General features: G+C 65.9%; 21 protein-coding genes and 1 pseudogene. 10 read left to right on the plus strand and 12 right to left on the minus strand.

Features of this window, described 5'->3' with window-relative positions; genetic code table 11:
• The first annotated feature begins 173 nt into the window (after positions 1-173).
• From H0E84_RS08930 to H0E84_RS08940, 3 genes are all read left to right on the plus strand, one after another.
• Positions 174-647, plus strand: coding sequence for a YaiI/YqxD family protein (locus H0E84_RS08930; RefSeq protein WP_180678299.1), 474 nt, complete (start codon positions 174-176; stop codon positions 645-647).
• A 55-nt stretch (positions 648-702) separates the two neighbouring features.
• Positions 703-1,716: a hypothetical protein gene (locus H0E84_RS08935; protein WP_180678300.1), complete on the plus strand. Its 1,014-nt coding sequence runs from the start codon at positions 703-705 to the stop codon at positions 1,714-1,716.
• 206 nt (positions 1,717-1,922) lie between these two features.
• Positions 1,923-3,614, plus strand: a complete 1,692-nt coding sequence (locus tag H0E84_RS08940; RefSeq protein ID WP_180678301.1) for a hypothetical protein — start codon at positions 1,923-1,925, stop codon at positions 3,612-3,614.
• 57 nt (positions 3,615-3,671) lie between these two features.
• Here H0E84_RS08940 and H0E84_RS08945 read toward each other — a convergent pair whose 3' ends face one another.
• The 7 genes and pseudogenes from H0E84_RS08945 to H0E84_RS08975 all read right to left on the minus strand — a co-directional run.
• On the minus strand, positions 3,672-4,517 hold the full coding sequence (locus H0E84_RS08945) for an N-acyl homoserine lactonase family protein (protein WP_180678302.1): 846 nt from the start codon (positions 4,515-4,517) through the stop codon (positions 3,672-3,674).
• A 215-nt stretch (positions 4,518-4,732) separates the two neighbouring features.
• Positions 4,733-4,933, minus strand: a complete 201-nt coding sequence (locus H0E84_RS08950) for a hypothetical protein (protein ID WP_180678303.1) — start codon at positions 4,931-4,933, stop codon at positions 4,733-4,735.
• Positions 4,934-4,951: 18 nt separating this feature from the next.
• On the minus strand, positions 4,952-6,991 hold the full coding sequence (locus H0E84_RS08955; RefSeq protein ID WP_219339657.1) for a 2Fe-2S iron-sulfur cluster-binding protein: 2,040 nt from the start codon (positions 6,989-6,991) through the stop codon (positions 4,952-4,954).
• A gap of 54 nt (positions 6,992-7,045) precedes the next feature.
• The gene (locus H0E84_RS08960; RefSeq protein ID WP_180678305.1) at positions 7,046-7,912 is read right to left on the minus strand and encodes an MBL fold metallo-hydrolase; all 867 of its coding nucleotides are present in this window, start codon (positions 7,910-7,912) and stop codon (positions 7,046-7,048) included.
• Entirely contained in the window at positions 7,909-8,748 is an 840-nt protein-coding gene (locus tag H0E84_RS08965; protein WP_180678306.1) for an MBL fold metallo-hydrolase, read from the minus strand. The genes H0E84_RS08960 and H0E84_RS08965 overlap by 4 nt, the downstream gene beginning before the upstream one ends.
• Positions 8,749-8,817: 69 nt before the next feature.
• A complete protein-coding gene (locus tag H0E84_RS08970) occupies positions 8,818-9,435 on the minus strand; it encodes a glutathione S-transferase family protein (protein ID WP_180678307.1) in 618 nt (205 codons plus the stop codon).
• A gap of 81 nt (positions 9,436-9,516) precedes the next feature.
• Positions 9,517-9,618 (minus strand): annotated as a pseudogene (locus H0E84_RS08975) (DUF1348 family protein); the annotation flags it as partial.
• Positions 9,619-9,765: 147 nt separating this feature from the next.
• Here H0E84_RS08975 and H0E84_RS08980 point away from each other — a divergent pair.
• The 3 genes from H0E84_RS08980 to H0E84_RS08990 all read left to right on the plus strand — a co-directional run bounded on the left by H0E84_RS08980 (position 9,766) and on the right by H0E84_RS08990 (position 12,933).
• Entirely contained in the window at positions 9,766-10,668 is a 903-nt protein-coding gene (locus H0E84_RS08980) for a LysR family transcriptional regulator (RefSeq protein ID WP_180678308.1), read from the plus strand.
• Positions 10,669-10,779: 111 nt separating this feature from the next.
• Positions 10,780-12,285, plus strand: coding sequence for a tetratricopeptide repeat protein (locus tag H0E84_RS08985; protein ID WP_180678309.1), 1,506 nt, complete (start codon positions 10,780-10,782; stop codon positions 12,283-12,285).
• Positions 12,286-12,522: 237 nt separating this feature from the next.
• Entirely contained in the window at positions 12,523-12,933 is a 411-nt protein-coding gene (locus H0E84_RS08990; RefSeq protein WP_180678310.1) for a DoxX family protein, read from the plus strand.
• Positions 12,934-12,948: 15 nt separating this feature from the next.
• Here the strand turns inward: H0E84_RS08990 and H0E84_RS08995 are convergent, their stop codons facing one another.
• Positions 12,949-13,320, minus strand: a complete 372-nt coding sequence (locus tag H0E84_RS08995) for a YajD family HNH nuclease (protein ID WP_180678311.1) — start codon at positions 13,318-13,320, stop codon at positions 12,949-12,951.
• 78 nt (positions 13,321-13,398) lie between these two features.
• Between H0E84_RS08995 and H0E84_RS09000 the strand changes: the two genes are divergently transcribed.
• Positions 13,399-13,845 carry a VOC family protein gene (locus tag H0E84_RS09000; RefSeq protein WP_180678312.1) on the plus strand — a complete coding sequence of 149 codons (447 nt, stop codon included), beginning with the start codon at positions 13,399-13,401 and terminating at the stop codon, positions 13,843-13,845.
• 178 nt (positions 13,846-14,023) lie between these two features.
• On the opposite strand, the gene H0E84_RS09005 is transcribed toward H0E84_RS09000, so the two are convergent.
• Together H0E84_RS09005 and H0E84_RS09010 are read right to left on the minus strand one after the other, a co-directional pair.
• The gene (locus tag H0E84_RS09005; RefSeq protein ID WP_345776293.1) at positions 14,024-14,434 is read right to left on the minus strand and encodes a lipocalin-like domain-containing protein; all 411 of its coding nucleotides are present in this window, start codon (positions 14,432-14,434) and stop codon (positions 14,024-14,026) included.
• A 359-nt stretch (positions 14,435-14,793) separates the two neighbouring features.
• A complete protein-coding gene (locus H0E84_RS09010; protein WP_180678314.1) occupies positions 14,794-15,915 on the minus strand; it encodes a hypothetical protein in 1,122 nt (373 codons plus the stop codon).
• A gap of 515 nt (positions 15,916-16,430) precedes the next feature.
• On the opposite strand from H0E84_RS09010, the gene H0E84_RS09015 reads away from it, so the two are divergent.
• The 3 genes from H0E84_RS09015 (at position 16,431) to H0E84_RS09025 (ending at position 19,550) form a co-directional block, all read left to right on the plus strand.
• A complete protein-coding gene (locus H0E84_RS09015) occupies positions 16,431-17,579 on the plus strand; it encodes a hypothetical protein (RefSeq protein WP_180678315.1) in 1,149 nt (382 codons plus the stop codon).
• Entirely contained in the window at positions 17,576-18,880 is a 1,305-nt protein-coding gene (locus tag H0E84_RS09020; protein ID WP_180678316.1) for a hypothetical protein, read from the plus strand. The genes H0E84_RS09015 and H0E84_RS09020 overlap by 4 nt, the downstream gene beginning before the upstream one ends.
• Before the next feature lie 235 nt (positions 18,881-19,115).
• Positions 19,116-19,550, plus strand: coding sequence for a hypothetical protein (locus tag H0E84_RS09025; protein WP_180678317.1), 435 nt, complete (start codon positions 19,116-19,118; stop codon positions 19,548-19,550).
• Positions 19,551-20,727: 1,177 nt separating this feature from the next.
• Here the strand turns inward: H0E84_RS09025 and H0E84_RS09035 are convergent.
• Complete coding sequence (locus H0E84_RS09035) at positions 20,728-20,865, minus strand: hypothetical protein (RefSeq protein WP_180678319.1); 138 nt, start codon at positions 20,863-20,865, stop codon at positions 20,728-20,730.
• 362 nt (positions 20,866-21,227) lie between these two features.
• Positions 21,228-21,686: a hypothetical protein gene (locus H0E84_RS09040; protein WP_180678320.1), complete on the minus strand. Its 459-nt coding sequence runs from the start codon at positions 21,684-21,686 to the stop codon at positions 21,228-21,230.
• Positions 21,687-22,051: the final 365 nt, after the last annotated feature.

Raw genomic sequence — 22,051 nt, forward strand, 5'->3', positions numbered from 1 at the left:
GATCGTCGGCGTGCAGGATAGGCGTGGCAGCCGGGCCATCGGCCTCGGCCGTCGGCATGGCTGCATCCCAGCGACGAACGCCGGCCCCCCGTTTCGACGCGCGCCTGGACACTGGCACCAGGGCCGCTGCGTGAACAGCCGGGCTATCCTCGACCGGCAATGGAGAGCAGCCGATGACAAGTCCAACAGGAACCCCATCCGTGCAGATCTGGGTGGATGCCGACGCCTGCCCCGGCCCGATCAAGGACATCCTGTTCCGCGCTGCCGAGCGGGCGCAGGTGCCGCTGACCCTGGTCGCCAACCAGTGGCTGCGCACGCCGGGTTCGCGCTTCATCCGCGCGCTGCAGGTGCAGGGCGGCTTCGACGCCGCCGACGATGCCATCGCCGAACGCGCCGGGCCTGGCGACCTGGTGGTCACCCAGGACATCCCGCTCGCCGCGCGCGTGCTGGCCAAGGGCGCCGAAGCCGTCGACCCCCGCGGCGAGCGTTTCACCCAGGACAACATCGCCGAGCGCCTGTCGGTGCGCAGCTTCATGGAAGAGCTGCGCGGCGCGGGCGTGCAGACCGGCGGGCCGGCCGCATTCAACGCGCGGGACCGGCAGGCGTTCGCGAAGCAGCTGGATGGGTGGATCGCCAGGCGGAGGTAGTATTGCGCCCGGGGACTTCCCCGTTGAGACATGGACTGATTGGCGAAGGATGCGCATGACTCACACCGATCGATCGCTGTATCCGCCGATACTGCTGATCCTGTTGACCGTTCTCTCTGCCTGCGGAGGCAAGAAAACCGAGTCCGAACGACTCGCCGAACTACGCGATGGCATCGTGTACACGCGATATCGGCAAGCGTCCGAAGCCACGCTGCCAGGCGCCGTTGTGGCCTACCAGAAGGGCGCGGAGTGGTCCGGGCGGACATCGCCGCGGGACATCACCCAAGCCGACTTGTGCTCGATGCGGGTGCTGCTTGCCTATGGCGCGCTGATCTCGGACAAGAACACGCTCGCGATCGCCGAAACCGACATCGTCGATGCCGGACTCTGCAGCGAGTTCGACCGCACCGCGGCGACCTCACTGCGCGCGGTGGCGTTCCAGCGCCTGGAATGGCCGGGCCTGGCGAAACAGGAGAGCGCAAGGATCCGGGCCGCGCCGCAGCAGCCGAAGGACGATCTGGCGCCGGTCGAACGGCTGATCGTCTTGCACATGGCCCTCGGCTATGCCGCAGTTCGCGATGGAAATTGGAATCGCGCCCAACTGCATTTCGATGCGCTCGGCGCGCTGCTGCAGCACCCCTGGCTCGGCGACCTGCCGCGTGCCGGGTTCGCGTTTCATGAAGGCCGCACCCAGGACGGACTCATTACGCTCAAGCGCATGAGCCGCGACCCGAACGTGCCCGAACCGGTGCGCGAGGTCCTTTCCACCCGGATCGCCAGGATCGAAGCCAAGGTCGGCGATGTCGATTCGGCCGCTTTCATGCCGCGCTTGATCGCAGCGGCCACCTGGGAGGTGGTCAAGAGCGAAGGACCGGCTGCACTCGCGATTGCCGCACGCCTCGTCGAAGACCAGGCCTGGCAACCCCTCGGCCAGTCGTTGCGGAACGGCTCCGACCAGGCACGCACCTTTGCCGGGCGATGGTGGGCGAAGGCGCGCAACGCAATCTCGCGGTCCGAGGCTCCCGAGGCTCCCGAGGCTTCCGAGGCTTCCGAGGCTTCCGAGGAATAGACTACGCGCCCGCCGGCAAGGGCATGAGACGGCGACCGCTTCGTCCACGGAGCGACGCCCTGGTCGACGCGCGTCGTTTCTTCCGGCCCCCGTCCGATCCGATGGACGGCTGGCCTGACCCGCCTTCGGCCTGCGTTGGTGCCACTGAGTTGCGCCGACCTGGCAAGGCCACGTGGTCGCCGCGGCGCTGTTCACCGGAGCCCTTCATGTATTCCGTCCGCCCGTCCTCCCATCCCGCCACAGGGCCGATCGGCCGGGGCGTCCTGCTCGCCGCCCTGCTGTTCGGCTCCATGGCGGCCGCGCAGGACCCAGCCGACAGCCACCCCGGGTCCGAATCCGCAGCGCCACTCGGAGAGGTGGAGCTCGAGATCTCGTGCAATGCCGCGGCGCAGGCGGCCTTCGACCGTGGCCTGGCGCTGCTCCACCACATGACCTATCCGCAGGCACGCGAAGCCTTTGCCGCGGCCGTCGCAGCCGATCCGGCCTGCGCCATGGGTCACTGGGGCATCGCCATGACCCTGTTCACCCCGCTGTGGCCGACGCGCCCCGACGCCGCGGCGCTGCAGCAGGGCTGGCGCGAGGCCCAACGGGCACACGCGCTGGCGCCGGACGACGTGCGCGAGCGCGGCTTCATCGCCGCAGCCGCTGCGTTCTTCCGCGACCCCGACCACCCCGACTACTGGGCCCGCGTGCGCCGCTGGGAAGCGGCGCAGGCCGACCTGTACGACGCCTTCCCCGACGACGTCGAAGTGGCGACCTTCCATGCGCTGGCGCACCTGGCCGGCGCGCCACCGACGGGCGACGAAGCGCGGCAGCGCGCCGACAGCGCCGCGGCGATCCTGACCGCCATGCACCGGGCGCATCCGGCCCACCCCGGCGCCATGCACTACCTCGTGCACGCCAACGACGTGCCCGGCCGCGAGGGACAGTCGATCGAGGTCACCCGCCGCTACGACGCGGCGGCGCCGCGCAACCCGCACGCGCTGCACATGCCCACCCACATCTACACGCGGCTCGGCGACTGGGACCGGGTGATCAGCGGCAACCGGCGCGCCGCCGAGGCCGCGCTGGAACACCCTGCCGGCGATCGCGGCCAGTACGTCTGGGACGAGTTCGCCCATGCCATCGAATACCTCGTCTACGGGCATCTCCAGCAGGGCGATGATGTCGCGGCGGCCAGGGAAGCGGCGCGCCTGCAGGCCGTGCCGAACCTGGAGCCGGGCGCCAAGAGCGCCTTCCACCTGGCGTCGATTCCCGCGCGCCTGGCGCTGGAGCGCGGCGACTGGGCCGCCGCGGCCGCGCTCGAACCGCGCCACCCGGCTGCGCTGGACTGGGACCGCCACACCTGGCCCGAAGCGATCGTACGCTTCGCCCGGGGCCTCGGCGCCGCGCGCAGCGACAACGTGTCCGAAGCGCGCGTGCAGGCCACAAGGCTGGGGGAACTGGAGGCGGCCACGCGGGCCAACGGCGAGGACCTGTTCGCAAGCCACGTACACGTCCTGGCGCTGGCGCTGGACGGCTGGATCGCCCAGGCTGATGGCGACCCGGCCACGGCGCGCGCACGCCTGGCCGAAGCAGCGGCGCTGGAGGCATCCATCCCCAAGCCACCCGTCACGCCCGGGCCCACGTTGCCCGCGCACGAAATGCTCGGCGACATGCTGCGCCTGCAGCAGTCGCCTGCCGACGCACTGGTGGCGTACGAGCACGCGCTGTCGCTGTATCCCAACCGCTTCAACAGCATGCTCGGCGCAGCGCGGGCGGCGGATGCCGCCGGCGACCAGGCCGCGGCGCGACGCCACTACGCCCGGCTGCTGTCGCTGTCCGCCCAAGGCACGCGCCAGTCGGCGCTAGCGGAGGCCCGCCGGCACACCGTGGGCGAAGGGGACGGAGGGGACTAAGCGATTCGTCGACACAGGTCACCACGACTTCGGCGCCGCCTTTCCCCATATTTTCAATCAATCCAGATAGGCGGGGATCCTGGGCATCGCCTCGATGTCCCTGGGTTCGTGCTGGATCACCAGGCGGCCGCTGGTGTTCTGAAGGATACGCTTGATGCGGTCCATGGAAGCCAGCGTCTCGCCGCGAGAATCGTTGAAGTCCGGCATCCGGTTCTGTTCGAAGTTTTCCCGTGTGTGGAACAGATCGCCCGAGAGGATCACCGTGCCCGCCTGCGCAAGCTGGAGCTGCAGCACCTGGTGGCCCGGGGTGTGGCCGTGGGCGCGCAGGATCTTCACCGTACCGTCGCCGAAGACGTCGTGATCGAGGTCGAGAAGTTCCACCTTGGCCTGCTTGCGCCCGCTGAGGGTCTCTGGCTTGACCCCCGGCGGCAGGGGCGAGCCCTCCAGCGCCTCGAGTTCGCGGCGGCTCAACAGCCACGTCGCGTCCGTGTAGGCGTTGGCGTTCCCGGTGTGGTCCCAGTGGAAGTGCGAGAACGAAAGAAACTCGATGTCGGCCGGCGTCACGCCGATGCGCTCGAGCTGCGCGAGCAGTGGCGTCTCGACGATCGCGCGCACGCCTGGACGCACCTCCGCGCCACCGGGCGTCGCCGCGAAGTGGTCGCCCAGGCCGGCGTCCCACAGCAGGTCGCCCTTGGGGTGGCGGATCAGGAAGCAGGATTCGGCAAGCGCACCGGCCTGGCCGTCGTATTCGCCGGTGTCCGAGAACATGCCCAGGTCGGCGAACTCGATGCGGCCGCATTCCAGCGTGTAGACGCGCACCGTCGCCGGGGGATCGGTTGCCAAGGCAGGCGCGATGCAGGTGGCCAGGAAGACGGCGATGAAGGCGGCGGTTCTGAGAAACATGTCATATCTCCATTCGAAGTGGCGCGAATGTCTTCGCGATGATTGCGTCATGCGACAAAACTTGGCCCGCACGACGCGACGACTGCAGACGCGCAGAGCGGAACTCGGATCGATCCGAGGCGCTGCTCGCGGGACGGGATGTCGTATTCGCCGGACGCTGCCCTCCCGGAAGTCGGTCCCGAGAGTCCCCATGACGCGCCTTGTTCATGCGGGAATTACGCAGCGCCACCGCAACCGCTCCGGTAGGCATCCGCAAGCTCGGTCCCCGCAATCCATTGCTGGGGCATGGCGAGGGACTCGATCAGCGCAGAGGGATCGTTTTTCTCGGCGCAGTCGCTTTCGTGCCGGCGGGAAGTAACGCGCCGGTCTGCCAGGCGCGAGGCGATGTCCAGGATGAATTCGATGATGTTCGCCATGGTGTCTCCTTTGTTCGGTCATGCCTCGATGATCAGCGGTTCGCTGCCCTGCATCGGCAGCGCCTGGCACAGCAATACCTCGTCGTCGCCGCAGGGAGCCCGGGGTTTGCTTGGGTAGGTGACCGAGCCCTGCGCGAGCGCGTGCCTGCAGCTCCCGCAGGCGCCCGAACGGCAGGAATACGGCGGGGTGAGCGCATGCGCCTCGGCCAGGTCGAGCAGGCTTCCGGAGCCAGGCATCCATCTCGCTTCCTTGCCCGAACGCGCGAACAGCACCTCGACCGATCCGGTGGCCGCAGGCGGCAGGCCGGCCTGGTTGTCGCGCCGGATGCCGGCCGGCCCGAACGCCTCGGCGTAAATGCGTTCGTTCGGCACATGGGCGCTGCGCAGCTGGGCATAGACCGACTGCATGAAGTCCGGCGGTCCGCACAGATGGAAATCGAAGTCGCCGAATGGAAGCACCGCCTGCAGCAGAGCCAGGTCGATGCGGCCCTTCGCGTGGTAGTCGACGCCTTCGACGCTGCCCTCGCCAGGATCGCTCAGGACCTGGACCACGCGCACTGCACCGTGGGTGGCCTCGGCGAGCTGCCGCAGCTCGCCGGCGAAAGCACGCTCGGCCACGCTGCGGCTGCCATGGATGAACCAGGTTCGCCGCATGCGGCGCTTCCGCACGCCTTCGTGAACCACGTGCCTGAGCATCGCGATCATCGGCGTGATGCCGACGCCCGCGGAGATCAGCACCAGCGGGCGCTGCTCCAGCGCATCGACGACGAACTCGCCGCGCGGCGCCTGCGCCTGGATCACGTCGCCGGCGCGGCAGCCGTCGTGCAGGTGCGCGGAGAAGACACCCTGCTTCCTGACGCTGATGCGATAGCGGCCGTCGGACGGAGCGGCCGATAGCGTGTACACGCGCGAGGTAGGGCGCTCGTCGCCGGGCAGCTTCAGCCGCACCGGCAGGTACTGGCCGGCCTGGTGCAGCCAAGGCCCCGCCGTGTCCACGGGTTCGAGCCAGAACGACTTGACCACGGACGACTCCTGCACGACCTCGACCATACGGAAGTCGCGCCACTGCCCGCGTATCCGCTCGGCCTCGCGGCGCGCGTCGGACTGCTCCCACGAGCCGGTCATCAGCGAGTTCGGCGACACTTCGCCGTCGCGGCCGCGCAGCGCGAACGCACCCCTCCGCCTGGTCCAGCGCCGAATGTCCACGTGCCACAGCCGCTCCGCGCCCTGGAAGCTGCGGACTTCTTCCGCCTCGAAATCGAGCACCACATCGCCGGACAGATGGAGCATGTCGCCGGTGGCGAAGTCCACGAACACCAGGCCCGCCTTGGGGTTGAGCAGGAAGTTGCCGAGCGTGTTGAAGTGCAGGTTGCCGGCAAAGTCCGGAATGGTCAGCCGGTTGCCGCGGACCCTGACGAAGCCCGGCTTGCCGCCCCGGTGGGAAGCGTCCACCGAGCGCGCACCCTGCTCTCCCTGCTCGGTATGGCTGCCGACGAAAAAGATGTCGGCAGCCTCGATCATCTCCCGCGCCGCCTCATCGAGATCCTGGCCGGACTCGATGTCGCCCTGCCAGGCCTGCGCGGGGTCGCGGACGAATTCCAAGCCGCGCGCATGGATGTACTGCGGGCAGTTGCCGAAGGATTGGCCGACGGCCACGCCGAGCCTCCCGCTTTCGTCCCGCACCAGAATGCCGTTCATCCGGTTGCGTCGCCGCGTGTGCAGCTCGATCCCGAGCAGGCCGACGGGTTCGCCGGGCACCCAGCCTTCGGCGACCGGATCCGATGGATCGGGCATGCGATCGATCTGCAGAAACGTCGCGTCGGGGGAATGCGCGAAGCCGGGCATGCCCGCCAGCAGGGTGATGGCAGGGTCGCCGTGCCGGTCGACGCTGGCCGCGACCAGGAACGGCAGCTGCGCGAAGAACGTCCGGTGCTGGTCGGGCATGTGGTCGCGCACCACCTTCCTGGCGATCGCGTCCATACGCTCGGCCACGCCGAGTCGCCGCTGGATGGCGAGCTCGCCGGCGTGGAAGTGCGACGGGGACAGTGCAGTCGACATTGCCATGACTCGACAGGGCCCGGTGGGCGGCTTGCGCCGCCAGCCCGATCCCTGTCACTCCCCCCAGTCCATCCATTCGCCAGGCGTGACGACCTGGACTGCAACGGACGTCCCGCGTGCCGCCCTGCGCAAGCGTTCGATCGGGTCTTCGACCTCCACGTACTCCGCCAGGCCCGATACGCCGTAGTGGATGGGGACCAGGCGACGCGCGCCCAGGATGGTCGCGGCCGCAACCGCCTGTTCGGGTGTCAACACGCCCGGTTGGCCGCTGACCGGCTTGCGCCAGCCGAAGCGCGCACCGTTGACCGGCAGGAAGGCCGCATCGAACGGGCCGAACTGGCGGGCGATCCGCCACCAGTGCCCATGCCAAAGCGTGTCTCCGCCATGGAAGATACGACGGCCTCCCGCCGACACCACCCAGGAAGCCTGCGGGTCGCCATACCCGTCCGCGGCGGGCACCGGGGTGGCGGTGAAGTCGCCGAGCAACTGCGGCTCCCAGAGCGTGCCGGGCCATGCCCGTGCGCCTTGTGGAAGCGGCCTCGGGTTCGTCCCGGCCGGGTGCACGAGAGCACCACCACCGCCCAGCGCTTCCGCGACGGCCTTCGCATCGAAATGGTCGGGGTGCGCGTGGGTGATCAGGACATAGACGTCGCCAACGGCGTCGTCAACGGGAACGAGCGGATCCTCGAGCCCGGGTCCCCAGCTGTCCGGGTTGATCAGCGGATCGATGAACAAGGTCGCCTCCGGGAGCTGCAGGCGGATGCCCGCCCATGCGAGCCGACGGATGCGCAGGCCGTCCGGGTTGGCCGTCGCGAAGACGCGACTGCCCGGCAACAGCGCTGCGGTCGCCACGCCGGCGCTGCCGGCCAGGAACCGTCGACGCGAGATGCGGTGCGTGGAGACGCGGTCGTTGTCGTTCATGCGCGATCCTCCCGTAGTGCGATTTCGGCATCGAGCGCGAAGACCGACTGCGCAACGATCGCCGCCAGGTTGTGCTGGTGCCATTCGCGCTCGAAACCGGTCGGTTCGACCCGCGGTGCCAGGCAGGCTTCGATGGGAATCGCAGCGATGCGCTCGTGGACCGCGTGCGGTGTCGCATCGGCGCGGATCGCATCGGCACGGATCCGGATCACGGCAGCCTGCAGCCGGTCCAGGTAGTGGATCGCGTTGTCGAGCACGGCGGAGGGAAACCGGCCCATGTGCCCGCCGATGACGGTGCGCCGGCCGAACTGGCGCATCCGGTCGATCGCGGTGCGGATCTGCGCGGGGTCGGCCTTGGAGAGATAGACGATGTTGCCGACGATGTTGTCGCCGGCGCAGACCAGGTCGGCCGTGGGCACGTCCACGCTGACGTGGTCCATCGTCTTGCCGGGGTTGTGCAGGAAGCGCAACTCGTTCTGGCCCCAGCGCAAGGTCATTCCGCCATCGAACACCACCTGCGGCTCGCGATAGAACGCGTCGACCGGCTTGTTCTGCGAAAGGAAGGCATGGCGATGGTGCCTGTTCGCGATCGTCAACGCCTCCGGGAACAATGACAGTCCCGCGATGTGGTCGCTCATGAAATGGGTGGCTGCGACGATCCGCACCGTCTTGCCCATGTCCCGGCAAAGGACATGGTGCAACCAATGCGCGTCCTCCATGCTGCCCAGCGCGTCGACCAGAAGCACGTCGTCACCGTCGAGGAACGCCGTGGCCACCGATTCGTGAACATCGCCGACGAACATCAGCGCGTTGGAACCGAGCTCTTCAACTCTCATGGCGTTCGCCCATCGTTTTGCCGGCCGCTCGCTGCCGGCACCAATTGCTCGCCATGATCCGTGGGCGGCTCACGCCGCCAGCCCCACCTTCGTCGCCGGCATGGGCACGAAGCCCGGCAGCTGCTCGATGCGCTGCAACCACGCATTGACGTTGGCGTACGCATCCAGCGCGACGTTGCCTTCCGGCGCGTGCGCGATGTAGGAGTACGCCGCCACGTCGGCGATGGTCGGCACGTCCGCCGCCAGGAAGGCGCGGTCCTGCAGCTCGCCGTCGATCACCTTCAGCAGGGCGTGGCTGCGCGCGATCAGCGCGTCCGCGTCCAGCTTCGCCCCGAACACGGTCACCACGCGCGCGGCCGCCGGGCCGAACGCGATCTGGCCCGCGGCCACCGACAGCCAGCGCTGCACGCGCGCCGCGCCCACCGGGTCTTCCGGCAACCACTGGCCGCCGCCGTACTTCTTGGCGATGTAGACGAGGATGGCGTTCGAGTCGGCCACCACCACGCCCTCGTCGTCGAGCACGGGCACCTGGCCGAAGCTGTTCATCCGCAGGAACTCCGGCTGCTTGTGCGCCCCACTCTTCAGGTCGACGTCGACCAATTCGACCTCCAGGCCGATCAGCGAGAGCAGCAGTTGCGCGCGGTGCGAATGGCCCGATAGCGGGTGGCGATGGAGTTGGATTGCCATGTCGAAGGTCCTTTAGGGGGAAAGGTGGATTGCGGGGTGATGGATCAGAGACCGAGTTCGCCAAGCGACGGCCGGTCGTCAGGCGACCCGGGCGGGCTCGCGCGTGTTCCACGCATCCTCGGCCAACCGCACTTTCTGCGCGGCGGTGTCCCGGATGAAGGGCGGCAGTGGGGGTCTGTCCATGGTCGGCTCCTCGGCGGAGAGGGAAGGCGCAGGTCGCGGGCGGTGGTGGCTGGCTTTGGCGCCCGTCGCCCAGAGAGCCTAGGTGCTTCCATATTTCGGCACTAGGGTGTAAATAGTGGAATCACTCTTCCGAAATATGGAACAGACATGGACCGACTGGAGGCCATGGGCGTCTTCATGAGCGTCGTGGAGCACGGCAGCCTGTCTGCCGCCGGCCGCAAGCTGGGCATGCCGTTGGCCACCGTCAGTCGCAAGCTGTCGGACCTCGAGACGCACCTCAAGGCGCGCCTGCTCAACCGCTCCACCCGGGGGCTCACGCTGACCGACTCCGGTCGCGATTACCTCTCCGCATGCAAGCGCATCCTCGAAGACGTGACCGAGGCCGAGCGGGCCGCGGCGGGCGAATTTTCCGAGCCGCGGGGCGAGCTGGTGATCACCGCGCCGCTGGTGATGGGCCGGATGCACGTGCTGCCGGTCGTCGTCGAATTCCTGGCGGCTTACCCCGAGATCAAGGTGCGTCTGATCCAGGGCGATCGCATCGCCCAACTGCACGAAGAGCAGATCGATCTCGCCGTGCGCGTCGGCGAGCTACCCGACAGCCGGCTGACGGCGACGCGCATCGGCACCATCCGTCGCGTGGTCTGCGCCCACCCCGAATATTTCTCCGCCTATGGACTTCCAAGCGTGCCCCGCGACCTCGCCGACCATCGGTGCGTCACGTTCGACGCGATCAATTCCACCGAAGTGTGGCGGTTCCCGGTGGATGGCGCCGAGGTTGCGGTGCCGGTGCGCTCGGCGCTGGTGGTGAACACGGCGGAAGCCGCGATCGATGCGGCCATCGCGGGCGTCGGCGTGACGCGCGTGCTGTCCTACCAGATCGAGGAATGGAAACGCCGCGGGCGGCTGCAGACCGTACTGCGCGAATTCGAGCCGCCGGCAATGCCCGCCAGCCTCGTGTACACCGGCCAACGCCGCCTGCCGTTGAAGCTGCGCGCATTCCTCGACTACGCGACACCCCGCCTGCGGGAAAGACTCGCCACGGCCGATTGACGCGGGACGATTGCCGGATCGCCCCACCCGGCCCATCTCGTCGCACTTCCCCGCAACCTCCGCCCACGGTCGTGACACAATCCCCCAAGGGCGTGAGAAGGGGGGGGATGTATGGGAAGGCAACTCGTCTGGGCGGGCGTTCTGCTGATCGTCGCTGCGTTCTGCTCCGGGGAGGCAGTCGCACAGCAACAAGGCGACACGTACTACCGGCAGCGGATCGCGGAGGCCTGGAGCGCAGCACAATCGGGGGCCGACGCGCGGGCAGACCAGCTTTTCGAAGCATTGATCGGCGACCCCGCGTTCCAACGGCTTCCGGTCCACGATCGAAGGCGGGCACTGTCCGCGGCCGCCTGGAGCGCGGCCCGAAACGGTCGCCCGGAGGCGGCCGCCGGCCTCTATCTCCGTGTCGCGGACCTCGACAGCGATGATCCCGACGACTGGTACCGGATGGCGCTGGTCGCCCTGGAGCTGCAGGACCTGGATGCCGCCGCCCGTGCCATGACCACCATGATCGGCCGCTGGCCGGAGTTGCTTGGGAACATCAGTGCGGATGTGCTCTACCCGCTCGCACAGCAAGGTGACCTCAATACCCCGGACCGCATCGCATACCTGCAGGCGCTGTTCGACGCCAACTGGAAGGGCGGCAGCGCGGGTGCGCCGGGAGGCATCTGGTTGTCGCTGGCGCGCACGCACCTGCAGGAAGGCGACCTGGTGCGCGCACGGATCGTCGCCCGTCGTATCACGGGTCCGAACACCTTGATCGCCATGCGCGCGGATCGCCAGTTCGACACCCTGCTGGATCGCGACGGTTGGCGTGCGAATATCCAGCATGCCACGGCGAAGGAAATCGAACGTGTGCGGAAGCTGGTCGACAGCTACCCGGACCAGCTGGAGCCCATGGTCACACTGGGCCACATGCTCCTGCTGGGCGGGCACCACGAGGAAACCGTGGCGCTGTCCGACGCCGCGCTCGATCGCATCGCATCCGCGCCGCTGGACGCACCGCCTTTTTCGGACCTGCACCAGCAGGTCTGGCTGATGAACCACAAGTCGATTGCCCTGCGCAGGATGGGCCGCCTCGACGAGGCCGTCGAAGAGCTGCGTCGCGCCAGCCGGCTCGGGGAGAATGGCGGCACCAACATCAGCCAGGCGCTCAACCTGGGCAGCCTGGAGTGCGACCGTGGCAACCCCAGGCAAGCACTTGCCGCGGCCGCGCTCGCCGGCGAGGAGGCGATGAGCGACTACGGCCGCGCCGTTCGCGCCGCCATCCACCACTGCGCCGCCTTGCAGATCGAAGACGCGGATATGGCCATGTTCGCGCTGCAGGAACTCTCCGGCCTGCGCAAAGAGGCGCCGCTGCTGTATCTCCACGTCCTGCTGCAAGCCGACAAGGCGGACGACGCCGCAGCGCTGCTGCCCGACCTGCTGGCATCGGACGACCACCGCACCACCATCCTTGTCTGGGCCCAGGACTGCCGGAAGCCGCCTCCGCTCCCCGCGCAGGCCGGACAGCGGGCCCGCAAGCGAGCGTTCCTCGCGCGCCAGGACGTATTGGACGCGATCCAGGCGGTGGGCCGCATCGAGTCCTACGAGGTGTATTGCCACATGCTGGGCTGAAAGAGGACCGGAACGGGGTCAGGTTCGGATAGCCGAACCCGACCCGTTCTTGCGACCCGTTCTTGCGACCCGTTCTTGCGACCCGTTCCAGCCCCGTTCCCGGGTTCTGACGGGTTGCGCAAGCGCGACAAGGCCGGCCGGGCCCCGGCTCGCGGTCGAGTCGTCTGCGGCGTGTCGAAACGGGGTAGCGACGTTCGTCGGTAGACGAGTCGCAACCAACCCAAGCGAGGCACTGCTGTGAACACACCCAAGATGCTCTGGACCGGCCGCGTCATGACTGGCCTCTTCGCGCTTTTCATGCTTGGAGCGTCGATCTCGCCCAAGCTGCTCGGCATGCCGGTGGCCGAGGAGACGATGGCGCAGCTCGGCTGGCCTGCGGGCTATGCCGTCGCCATCGGCCTGATCGAACTTGCCTGCCTGGTGCTGTATCTCATCCCGCGCACCAGCGTGTTCGGTGCTGTGCTCATGATGGGCCTGCTCGGTGGAGCGATGGCGACACAGGTGAGGGCCGAGAGCCCGCTGTTCAGCCACATCCTCTTCAGCCTATACCTCGGGCTGTTCATGTGGGGCGGCCTGTGGCTGCGGGACGTCAGGCTCCGGCAGTTGTTCCCCGTTGTCCGCGAGCCGGCGCTCAGCAAAAGAACCTGACCCCGCTTCTCCCCCTCAGGGCTTCTCGCGCTTGAGCAGCGATCCCAGGCCGGCGAACGGGCTGGATCTGGCCGCCGCGGGCTTGTCTTCGGCTTCCAGTGCGCCGACCCCGGTGTAGTCGCCCTGGCGCGAGTGCTCGTTGTCGTGGCAGTAGACGCACAGCAACTCCCAGTTGCTGCCGTCGGCCGGGTTGTCGTCGTGGTTGTGGTTGCGGTGATGCACCGTCAATTCCTGCAGGTTGGCGCGGGTGAACTCGCGCGCGCAGCGGCCGCAGACCCATGGGTACAGCTTCAGCGCACGCTCGCGGTAGTCGTTGGCGCGCTGCTCGGCATTGCGCCGGGCTTCGGCGACGATGCGGTCGAGCCTGGCCTGGTCCGGGGTGGTCATGGCGGAAGTCTAGCCGAACTGCTGTCGAATCCCCGCCCTCCCATCCGTCGCAGAGAACCCACCCAACGAGGAGATGACATGAAGATCGTGACCAGCCTGAGCTTCCAGGGGCAATGCCGCGAAGCGTTCGAGTTCTACGCCAAGGTGCTGGGCGGCAAGATCACCGCGGCCATCCCGTATGCCGACGCGCCGCCGGACATGCCGATCACCGACAAGAAGTACAAGACTTGGCTCATGCACTGCTGGCTCGAGGTCGGCGACCAGGCCCTGATGGGGGCCGATATGGACGTCGACTGGGCGCCCAACGTGGACAAGCCCAAGAACGGCTTCGACGTCACCCTGCACACCGACGACATCGACCAGGCCAAGCGCTGGTTCGCGCAACTCTCCGAAGGCGGCAGGCAGGTAATGAAGTTCGAAGAAACCTTCTGGTCGCCCGGCTTCGGATCGCTGGTCGACCGCTTCGGGGTGCCGTGGATGGTCAACACGGTACCGGCGGCGGATTGGAAGCCGGCGCAGGGCTGAGGTTCGAAACCGGAGCGAGGCCCCTCTTGACAGGCGCGCACAGCGCGTCCGGACCACGAGCGACCCCCCGCATGACAAGGCGAAGGCCGATCATCGCAAGGACGCGATGACGGCCCACTGCTCATCAGCCGTTGGACATCCATGCGGCGCAGCAGGATTGCGCCCTGCGATTGCGCCCTCAGCCCTCGGCAACGCGTTCGAAGGTGATGATGCTGCGCGTCTCGCCCTCGTCCGCCCAGTTCGGCATCACCCGCCAGGGCGTGAGTACCTGCAGCCGGTCGCCGTCGAGCACGAACTGGCGACGCTGCTCGGTGCCGACCCAGGCCGGGTTCCAGGCCACGTCGACCGCCGTGACCCAATCGTCGCCCTCGATCCGGTAGCGGCCGGTATACGCGATCAGCGTTTCGAGCAACTGCGCCATCTCCCGGTCGCTGTCGCCCGGCTGGCGGCCATCACCGGCCAGCATGAACCACACCCGGCCTTCGGGGCTGAAGATGGTGTAGCCCGCCGGGTGCTCGCCCATCGCCGGGAACCGCTCGCCCGTGGACCGGACCTCCACGTCATAGGACACCAGGCGCCACGTGCCCACGACCGCGGATGATGCCGGAACCGGCTCGGATGTCGTTTTCAAGGTGGGGGGCGAGGACATCTTCCGCACTCTGCAACGAATGCTTGCGCGATATCAACCCGGTCTTGGAGGGTGCCTACCTGCTGCGCTGGTAGCGCCACGTCGAGGAAAGCATCGTCACCGCTCACCGAGGCTTTAGAAAGTCGAACCTGATCCCTGTTTTTGGCGCGATTGCACAATCGAGGCCGTGCAACGCCATGTCGTCGCCTGCCGCGCGTGATGCCGTCGCAATGGATCGGGCGGCCGCGGGACAATTGTCCCTGACACCCTTCCGCCTGACACCCTGCCCCTAGACGCCTGCTTCTCCGAGCCGGCCGCCACTACAGCGTTGCACCGAGGAGAAGACGATCCACAAGCAGCACCAGTTCTGATTGCTTCGCCGTACCTGTCTTCTGAAAGACGTGCTTCATGTGCGTCCTGACAGTGCTGATCGCGACTCTCATCTCGATCGCCACTTGCTCCAGGTCATGATGGGTACGAAGCAACACTGCCGTCCTGGCCTCGCTGGGGGTGAGGCCCAGTGCCGTGCAAAGTGTGCGACAGGATTCAATCTCGCTTTCGCGCTCCTCCAGGGAGGAAATCATCACCAGCATGCGTGCGCGGTCCAGGCTCGGGGCGTTGGCGGCACTGGGAAGGGCGAACAGATGAATCACCAACATTCCTCTGAAGCCGCTCTCGACCGTACCCGCGACAAACGGTACCGGGGCTGGCGGGAATGGAACGGTAGACAGCGAACTGATCGCTCTTACGAACTTCTCCTGCACCGAAGGATTGCGAAAGCGCAATAGCCTTGCATGATTGCAATCGAGAGCTCGCGACCGCTCGAGCAGTGCCTCCATGCGAGGATTCGACTCGAGAACCTTGCCGTTGCCATCGATCACGGCGGCAGCGGCTGGCGCCCGCTCGAAACAGGCGCGGAACGATCGTTCACTCCGCTGCGCAGCAGCCAACTGACGGTGCAATGCATACAAGTTCACCAAGTGGGGGCGCAATGCGCGCACCAAGCGGAACTCACGTTCCCCGAAAGCTCCCTGTGCTGCGGATCGGTTCAACGAGATAGCCGTAAACCGGGTGCTCCCATCGTCCTCCAGGCAGATGGCCATGCCGTGGCGGATGCCGGCGGGCCTGAGGAAATGCAGATAGTAGGGAGAGCCCAGTAACTCCGAATCGGTGACCACCGCCTCCCCATATTGGTAGCCCTGCGCCCGGTAGCCGTGCACACTCCGATTCATCCATAGGTTCTCCACCGGCGCCTTCGCTTCGTAGTCGCTTGCGATTGCTTTCAGTGAGCTGGCGTCGAACTCGCCCACGATGACCGGATAGCTGGCCCAACGGGCGGCCAGATCGTTCGTGTTCAAGCCGGTGATATGCGACCCGAATAGCGGCGCGAGCAGGCGAAGGCAATGCTCCATCTGCATTCCTTCGGCCAGGGTTCCATGCATCTGTCTAATCAGATGGTCGAGCTCGGGGGATGCTACAGACGAACGCCCCATGGCCGGCTCCTGGCAGTGACAGCTCGCGGCCCCTCTGGCTTCGCCACCTAAGGCCGTGTCCGTTGCACCTCCTCCAGATGGAGGATGCAGCGGGCCCTCCCCGGGAATACTCTCTTTACACCAACCTGAGTCCGCGGTCCAGCGGAGAGGCTAGGTCACGCAACGGCGGACCGCCATTCCACCCTGCTGCCAATACATAGGCGAAAAGCAGTCATGAGCCTCAACGTCACTGCCATAGTGTGTGTCGCCGCTAACTACCGCGCCACGGTGCCTTTCGCTCGCATTTTTCTAGCACTACGTGAAAGACGTTATCCCATGCAGGAGCTAGAACTGAAGCGGCAAGCGAGTATCGTCCCCACGCCGTTGATAGAGCCCTCGGAGCAAAACTCGGGCTCCGCCTTTGTGCCATGGCAGCGCTTGTGCCGCGCTGCAGACCATCCATCGATCGCTATCGGAGATACCCATTGACACACGCAATCGTGCTGCTTCACGGAATGGGCAAATATGGCTCGGTAGAGACCGGCAAATACGTCCCAGATACGGATGGCTGGCTGTCACAGGCTGCGCGCTGCCTGGATTCGCAGTTCGACGAGGTGGTCAGGCCCGTACTCGGCTACGCCGCTAGCGCCACCCGGCCGTACATCGTGGTGCCTATCAACTACGACAGCACGTTCGACCGCTTTCGCGACGCCTGGGCGTCCCAGGCGGAACGGTGGTCCGAGCTCAGCGCAAGCATTGACGGCATCGACCTGGTGGGGGGCAGCGGGATTCCGAACCTCGTGGACGGCCTGCGCGGGCTGTTCAGCGGCGTGGGGGACGTGGATAACTTCGCTTGGACCCACCTCGCGGACGTTGCTCTGTACCTGGCCCCAATCGTCCGCGCCCAGGTCGAGGCGGACGTGTGGGTCCAGGTCGGCGACCGATTGGGGGATGCATTCTCTCGCCAGGGCGTGACCGGCTGGAGCCTCCTCGGACACTCATTGGGCACGCTGGTCACACTCGACTTGCTCAACAAGTTCGTCAGCGACGAGTTCGCACAACGCTACCCCAATGTCCGGCCGCCGCGGACCGCCTGCCTGCTGGCCAACGTCGCGCAGTTCCTGACACGCGGGGTCCCCAACATCTACTCGACCCGGATAAAGCCCGGCTCGGACCGCGCGCCACGCTCGCTACTTTCCTTCAGCCACAAGTTCGACGTGCTAGCACAACTTGAACCCTTCGAGGCACCCTGGGGTCGCGGGTACGTTCAGGATAACGGACCTGCAGACGTTTACCTGTCCGAGGTGCAGATTGGCGACGATGATTTCCGCTCGATTGATTGGGGCGGAGCCCTGCTCTCGATCGGCGGACTGCCGCATGAGTTCTCGCATTACATGAAGCAGCCGCCAGTATGCGCCGCGTTCTGGACTCGCATTCTGAAAATGGAATCCCGGGAGTCGCGGCTGCAGGCCGCGGCCGCCGAGAAGTACGCCGGCGAGTTACAGGCCGAGATCAAGCACCGCCTAGAGATCAAGGCACGAACCTATCTAGCTGAATGGGCGGGCAGCCGGTACTTCGAGAACGGCTTAACGCTCAAGGCATTACGCAGGGCGGTCACTAGGGGGTTGACATGATCACCTTGAAGTTCCTGACCACCTCGTTCCTGCTGTTGGGTGGATGGATACACAACGCACAGGCCAGCACCACCGGAACCTCGCCGACGGATTCCATCGAAGCGCGCCTTGCAACTTGCAGAAGCGCTGGCCCGCCCGACGGCGCGTCCACGCTCAGGACGGTGGCGATCCGTTTCCACGAAATCTCGAGCGAAGATCAGGAATGCCGGCCACCCAACCTCTTCGCAACCGACGCGACGCGACGGATCAAAGCCGGAAAAGCCTTACTGGAAGCAGCGAACGCCGTTCTTCTCGCTCCAGTTCTGGTCGCGTGTAGCGGCGGCGGACAGTTATGCGAGCAAGCTGCCTACCAGCATCGCGCTGGTGCGGAGCTCGACAATCAGCTCAACCCTCGAACACTGGCCATGGACGTGATCCCCCCGAGGTCTAGCGATGCACTGGGACGCGCCATCGACACGTACGGGCGACCGAAGCCCCACCCCAGTCCCCTCGCCGGTGCGGATGTCCTGCGGGACCGCATCATGGTTGCGGCGATCTCCGATGGCTGTTCTGCCACGGTCGGGGCGAAGCTCGACGCCTTGCTCGCTGGCAGCCTCGCCCCACTGGACGAACGAGAACTGCGGGAAAATCTCAATGATTCAACGGCTTCTTCGAGTTGCATCGAAGCCTTCGACACCGCTGCCCGCATCTTTCTCCACGCCGCCACGCTGGATGCCGTGCATGCTAGTACTCTCGCACCTGCCGCTTTCGTGAAGCTGGCTGTCGATGCTCGAATCAACTACGCGAAGTGGGACGCCTACAACTTCGGTGGCGGGACCAGCCGGGTCCAATTGCCATGGGAGATCGCCCTCAACGGTGCGCTCTATCGCGGCAACCCGAGGGATGGGAGCGCTGAACTCTGGCCGGAACCGCCCACGTCCGCATTGATACTCTTCCACCCAACCCTCGGCATCGCGCCGTTTTCGACGGACGGTTCTGCGTCTGGTGTCATTGGCGCGATTGAGGCCGTTGGCTGGAGCCGCTGGCGCTACTCGAGTAAGAATACTCGCGCCGACGACTGGGGCGGATCTCTCGCGGCCGTCTACGTGCCCGGCGGGGAAAGCGACGGCTGGCACCCCGGACTCGTAGTCCGCACACCCTTTAGAAGCGTCAACATCGTCTATGCGCGCACTCGGGACGAAGCGAGCGACGACGGCCACTTAGTGGCGTTCAGCGTCGACGTCAGTCGCTTCGTGTTTCGCGACAAGGGCGTGACCGGCCGGCTGGTGTGCAATTTCGGGCTACCTGCCTGCGATCGGTGACACGCACAAAGAAGCACGTTCGTTCATCAGCCTGCGACTGGCTCGCATGTGTCATTGACGTTGCGGTGGAGCAGGCACTGCGAGCTCATCCATCGAAAACAAATGGAATTCACTCATGCACATCTTACTCTTTTCGTTGTCCTATCTATTCGCGCTACTTCTCGTAGTAGGAGCATTGTTCTGTCTCTACCTAGGGTTCAAACTGGTTTCACGCAGAGGGAGTTCGGCCACTTCCATGTCGGAGTTCTCCGGCAGGCTTGGCCCCTATGAGTTCAGGCTCGGCGCCGGATCTGTTTCAGGACTCGTCATGATCATTTCTGTACTCTGGATTGCCGTTGCTTTCATGGCACGCCCGAAGATCGAGTTCTCAATGGCTGATGATGGCGCGCCAATTTGGATGCGTGTCATAGCGAATGTTGAAGTGGCGCAGGACGCGCAGTTCCCCCAAGACCATCGGTTTCGCTCGGAGTACTCCTCGATTCTAGATTCGAAAGAGGACAGAACAGCTGCACTCGAAGCTGCAGCAGCAGCGGCGAATGATTCAGCGATTGCAGCAGAATCAGCCGCATCGAATGCTGCAGAAGTAGCAGACGCTTTGGATGAGGTACTCGACGCGTCGGCTGAGCTCGACGCATCGATTGAAAGTGAACCAGCTGGGGAAAGCGACTAACCATTGGCGCAAATTCACTCTTCGAACAGGTTGCCTGTTCTTTCTCGCGACGCCAGGGAGCAACTCAGGCCCGACCAGCCCTCGTTATGTGCCAGGGCGGGCCCTCCGCCAGCCGTCTAATGGCAGAGAACCCCCGGCATAGCCCGATGTTTCTCTGACAGGATCTGTTCGCATCTTTCGGATGGCGTAGAATTCTCCGCGTAGCAGGCCAAGGATTCGGCCATGCTGTACATGCTGTGTGCACTGACCAAGGAGGGAAGCAGAGGAAATCGGAGCCTGTGCTGATTAATGAATCCGCAACTGTGCATATTGGGCTCGACTATCGGCACCTTCCCTCCGGCCAAGGTATAGACCGCTTCGTAGGACTCCCTGATACGGCAGACTGGTGGGTTCCTAAACTTTTCCGGTGGAATAGCACCATAGCCTGTCCGCGGACTCGGATTGAAGACGACAGCGGTCACCAGCGGGAACGTGTAGGCGATGTACTGCGCGACCGCACCTCCAAGCGAGTGGCCCACCGCATAGATCTCTTCATCGATGCCGGCTCCAGTTTCGAGGTCCCAATCAGGACGATGCTGTGTTAGCCAGTTAATGAGGTGCGCTTCTGCCTCCCGGTGCTGAGGTGGGGGAACAGCTGTTCTCAGATACAAATTGCTCATCCAATCCCGGCTCCAGAACTGGGTCCCCCGAAAAGAAAAAACAGTGATCGACCTCCCCCCGGGCCCCAAATTCCTCCGATAAATCCGGTAAACAAGCCCTGTCCGGGAGCTCTCCCCGCTTCCACCAATCATCGCCCACCCCTCAACGGGGATGAACTCGGCGCAATTGTCTCCGGTTGGATGAGAGCGGCACGACCGCTCATCAACGACACTCAGGTACACATTGGTACTCAAGGCAGCCAGGTCCGCCAATAGGCGCCTGACCCGGGCATCTTCGGAATAGATGCCGCAATTGAGTGGTGTGCGCCAATAGTCTGGGTAGCCGACACCCTCACCTTCGAAGGATTCCGCAGCGCGTGGAGTGGCACATAGAAAAATCACCGCCACCACTATGACTTCAAGGATTCGTTTCACAGCATTCCCCAAATACTAGAAACATTGCCTCACGGCGCAAGGCTAGCAGAAGGGAATAAAGTTGACACCCCCTGGCTTTCTGGCCTCGTTGACCCACCTGCCTCCTACGCCTCGAGGTTCGGAGCCGGAACAGGTAGCTGTTCGCAATACTCCAACTGCATTTCAGCACTATGGGCCTTGTCGACCCGCACGTCATCAGTGGGCAGGGTGATCTGGTTCTTCGAGGTGAGTTTCGCGAGCATGGGCATCCTCCCGCGATCCGGGGAAGGGCAACCTTACTTCATTACTTTGCCGCCGAGATGAGGGCGAGGCCCCAGTCGCCCAGAGACCCCTGGTACCTCGATCAATGGAAACGCATGCGCCCTGGCGCTCGGCATGCGCCAGCTCGGGAAATGAAGCCGGCCGGCCGGCCGCCCACGACCGCGGCCACAACCCCGGCCCCATACGCCACCCGCCGTTCACTCACGCTAGCCCGCGCCCGCGGCCCGTCCCGGACCCGCTGCGCCTCCACCTGGTCGAGGGTGTCGCGCACCGCCGCGGCGCCGTCTGAAGACCGCCTGCCCCAACGTGGGCAGGGTGTGGTCGGCCAGCTCGAGGGCAGCGCTCACTCGGGCGCCATCCCGTCGGTCGGCAGCAACAGCAATGTCTCGCACTCCGTGGCCGAGCAGCCGAAGTGCCGGGTCGTGCTGCCATCCTGCCAAGTGGCGAGACCGCCACCATTGATTGCGAAACGCCAGTCGCGTCCCTCGGCCCGCAAATGGCCGCTGATGCTGCAGCCCACCTGGTAGAAACGCTGGTAGGGCGTGTCTTCGTAGGTATCGGCCAAGCGGAAGAACGCCTGCACCTGCGAAGGCGACAATCTCCAAATCCGGCAGGCCCCCTCGAGCGGGTGCCCCGCTGCGCCGTGATACTCGGCAGGCGCCACGTCTGTCACCCGTAAAGCTCGGTCGCCTGGGGAGCCAGCAGGCACCCCGGCGCAGGCAGCCGTCATCGAAATCGCGACGATCAGCGCGGGAATAGTGAACCCAGCACAACTGAGACGGCAGGAAGTCATGTCATTCATTCCCAGAACAAGTCTACAGGCCAGCACCCTCGCCAGCGCTCTGGCGGGCTCCCGGTCCGGCATGCGAGTGTGGGCGCGACGTAATGCGAAGGGCCAAAAATCCTGGCCCCATACACAGCCCCCTCCTCGGCCACGCGGTTGCGCGCCCGAGGCCCGTCCCCGAGCCCCTGCGCCTCCACCTGGTCGAGGCCAGGAGGTCATCGAGCAGTTCCTCCGGTGGAAGAGCGCAAAGTAGCCCCGCACCTGGGACATGTCGAGGGTGGCGCGGTTCGCCTTCAGCAGGGCGCGGATGTCGTCGAGGTCGCGGGTGCGGGCCGGGTCGTTGACGTGCGCCTGGAGCTTGAAGCCGATCGAGCCCTCCGCAC

The sequence above is a fragment of the Luteimonas salinisoli genome, from assembly GCF_013425525.1.
Classification (GTDB): domain Bacteria; phylum Pseudomonadota; class Gammaproteobacteria; order Xanthomonadales; family Xanthomonadaceae; genus Luteimonas; species Luteimonas salinisoli.

What these genes read in the sequence shown, in the direction of transcription:
- H0E84_RS08935 (WP_180678300.1), top strand. Translation starts at nt 703, where the DNA reads ATGACTCACACCGATCGATCGCTGTATCCGCCGATACTGCTGATCCTG.
- H0E84_RS09040 (WP_180678320.1), bottom strand. Translation starts at nt 21,686, where the DNA reads ATGAATGACATGACTTCCTGCCGTCTCAGTTGTGCTGGGTTCACTATT.
- H0E84_RS08940 (WP_180678301.1), top strand. Translation starts at nt 1,923, where the DNA reads ATGTATTCCGTCCGCCCGTCCTCCCATCCCGCCACAGGGCCGATCGGC.
- H0E84_RS08995 (WP_180678311.1), bottom strand. Translation starts at nt 13,320, where the DNA reads ATGACCACCCCGGACCAGGCCAGGCTCGACCGCATCGTCGCCGAAGCC.
- H0E84_RS08930 (WP_180678299.1), top strand. Translation starts at nt 174, where the DNA reads ATGACAAGTCCAACAGGAACCCCATCCGTGCAGATCTGGGTGGATGCC.
- H0E84_RS09010 (WP_180678314.1), bottom strand. Translation starts at nt 15,915, where the DNA reads ATGCATGGAACCCTGGCCGAAGGAATGCAGATGGAGCATTGCCTTCGC.
- H0E84_RS09025 (WP_180678317.1), top strand. Translation starts at nt 19,116, where the DNA reads ATGTCGGAGTTCTCCGGCAGGCTTGGCCCCTATGAGTTCAGGCTCGGC.
- H0E84_RS09035 (WP_180678319.1), bottom strand. Translation starts at nt 20,865, where the DNA reads ATGCTCGCGAAACTCACCTCGAAGAACCAGATCACCCTGCCCACTGAT.
- H0E84_RS08945 (WP_180678302.1), bottom strand. Translation starts at nt 4,517, where the DNA reads ATGTTTCTCAGAACCGCCGCCTTCATCGCCGTCTTCCTGGCCACCTGC.
- H0E84_RS08965 (WP_180678306.1), bottom strand. Translation starts at nt 8,748, where the DNA reads ATGAGAGTTGAAGAGCTCGGTTCCAACGCGCTGATGTTCGTCGGCGAT.
- H0E84_RS08955 (WP_219339657.1), bottom strand. Translation starts at nt 6,991, where the DNA reads ATGTCGACTGCACTGTCCCCGTCGCACTTCCACGCCGGCGAGCTCGCC.
- H0E84_RS08980 (WP_180678308.1), top strand. Translation starts at nt 9,766, where the DNA reads ATGGACCGACTGGAGGCCATGGGCGTCTTCATGAGCGTCGTGGAGCAC.
- H0E84_RS09000 (WP_180678312.1), top strand. Translation starts at nt 13,399, where the DNA reads ATGAAGATCGTGACCAGCCTGAGCTTCCAGGGGCAATGCCGCGAAGCG.
- H0E84_RS08985 (WP_180678309.1), top strand. Translation starts at nt 10,780, where the DNA reads ATGGGAAGGCAACTCGTCTGGGCGGGCGTTCTGCTGATCGTCGCTGCG.
- H0E84_RS08960 (WP_180678305.1), bottom strand. Translation starts at nt 7,912, where the DNA reads ATGAACGACAACGACCGCGTCTCCACGCACCGCATCTCGCGTCGACGG.
- H0E84_RS08970 (WP_180678307.1), bottom strand. Translation starts at nt 9,435, where the DNA reads ATGGCAATCCAACTCCATCGCCACCCGCTATCGGGCCATTCGCACCGC.
- H0E84_RS08950 (WP_180678303.1), bottom strand. Translation starts at nt 4,933, where the DNA reads ATGGCGAACATCATCGAATTCATCCTGGACATCGCCTCGCGCCTGGCA.
- H0E84_RS09020 (WP_180678316.1), top strand. Translation starts at nt 17,576, where the DNA reads ATGATCACCTTGAAGTTCCTGACCACCTCGTTCCTGCTGTTGGGTGGA.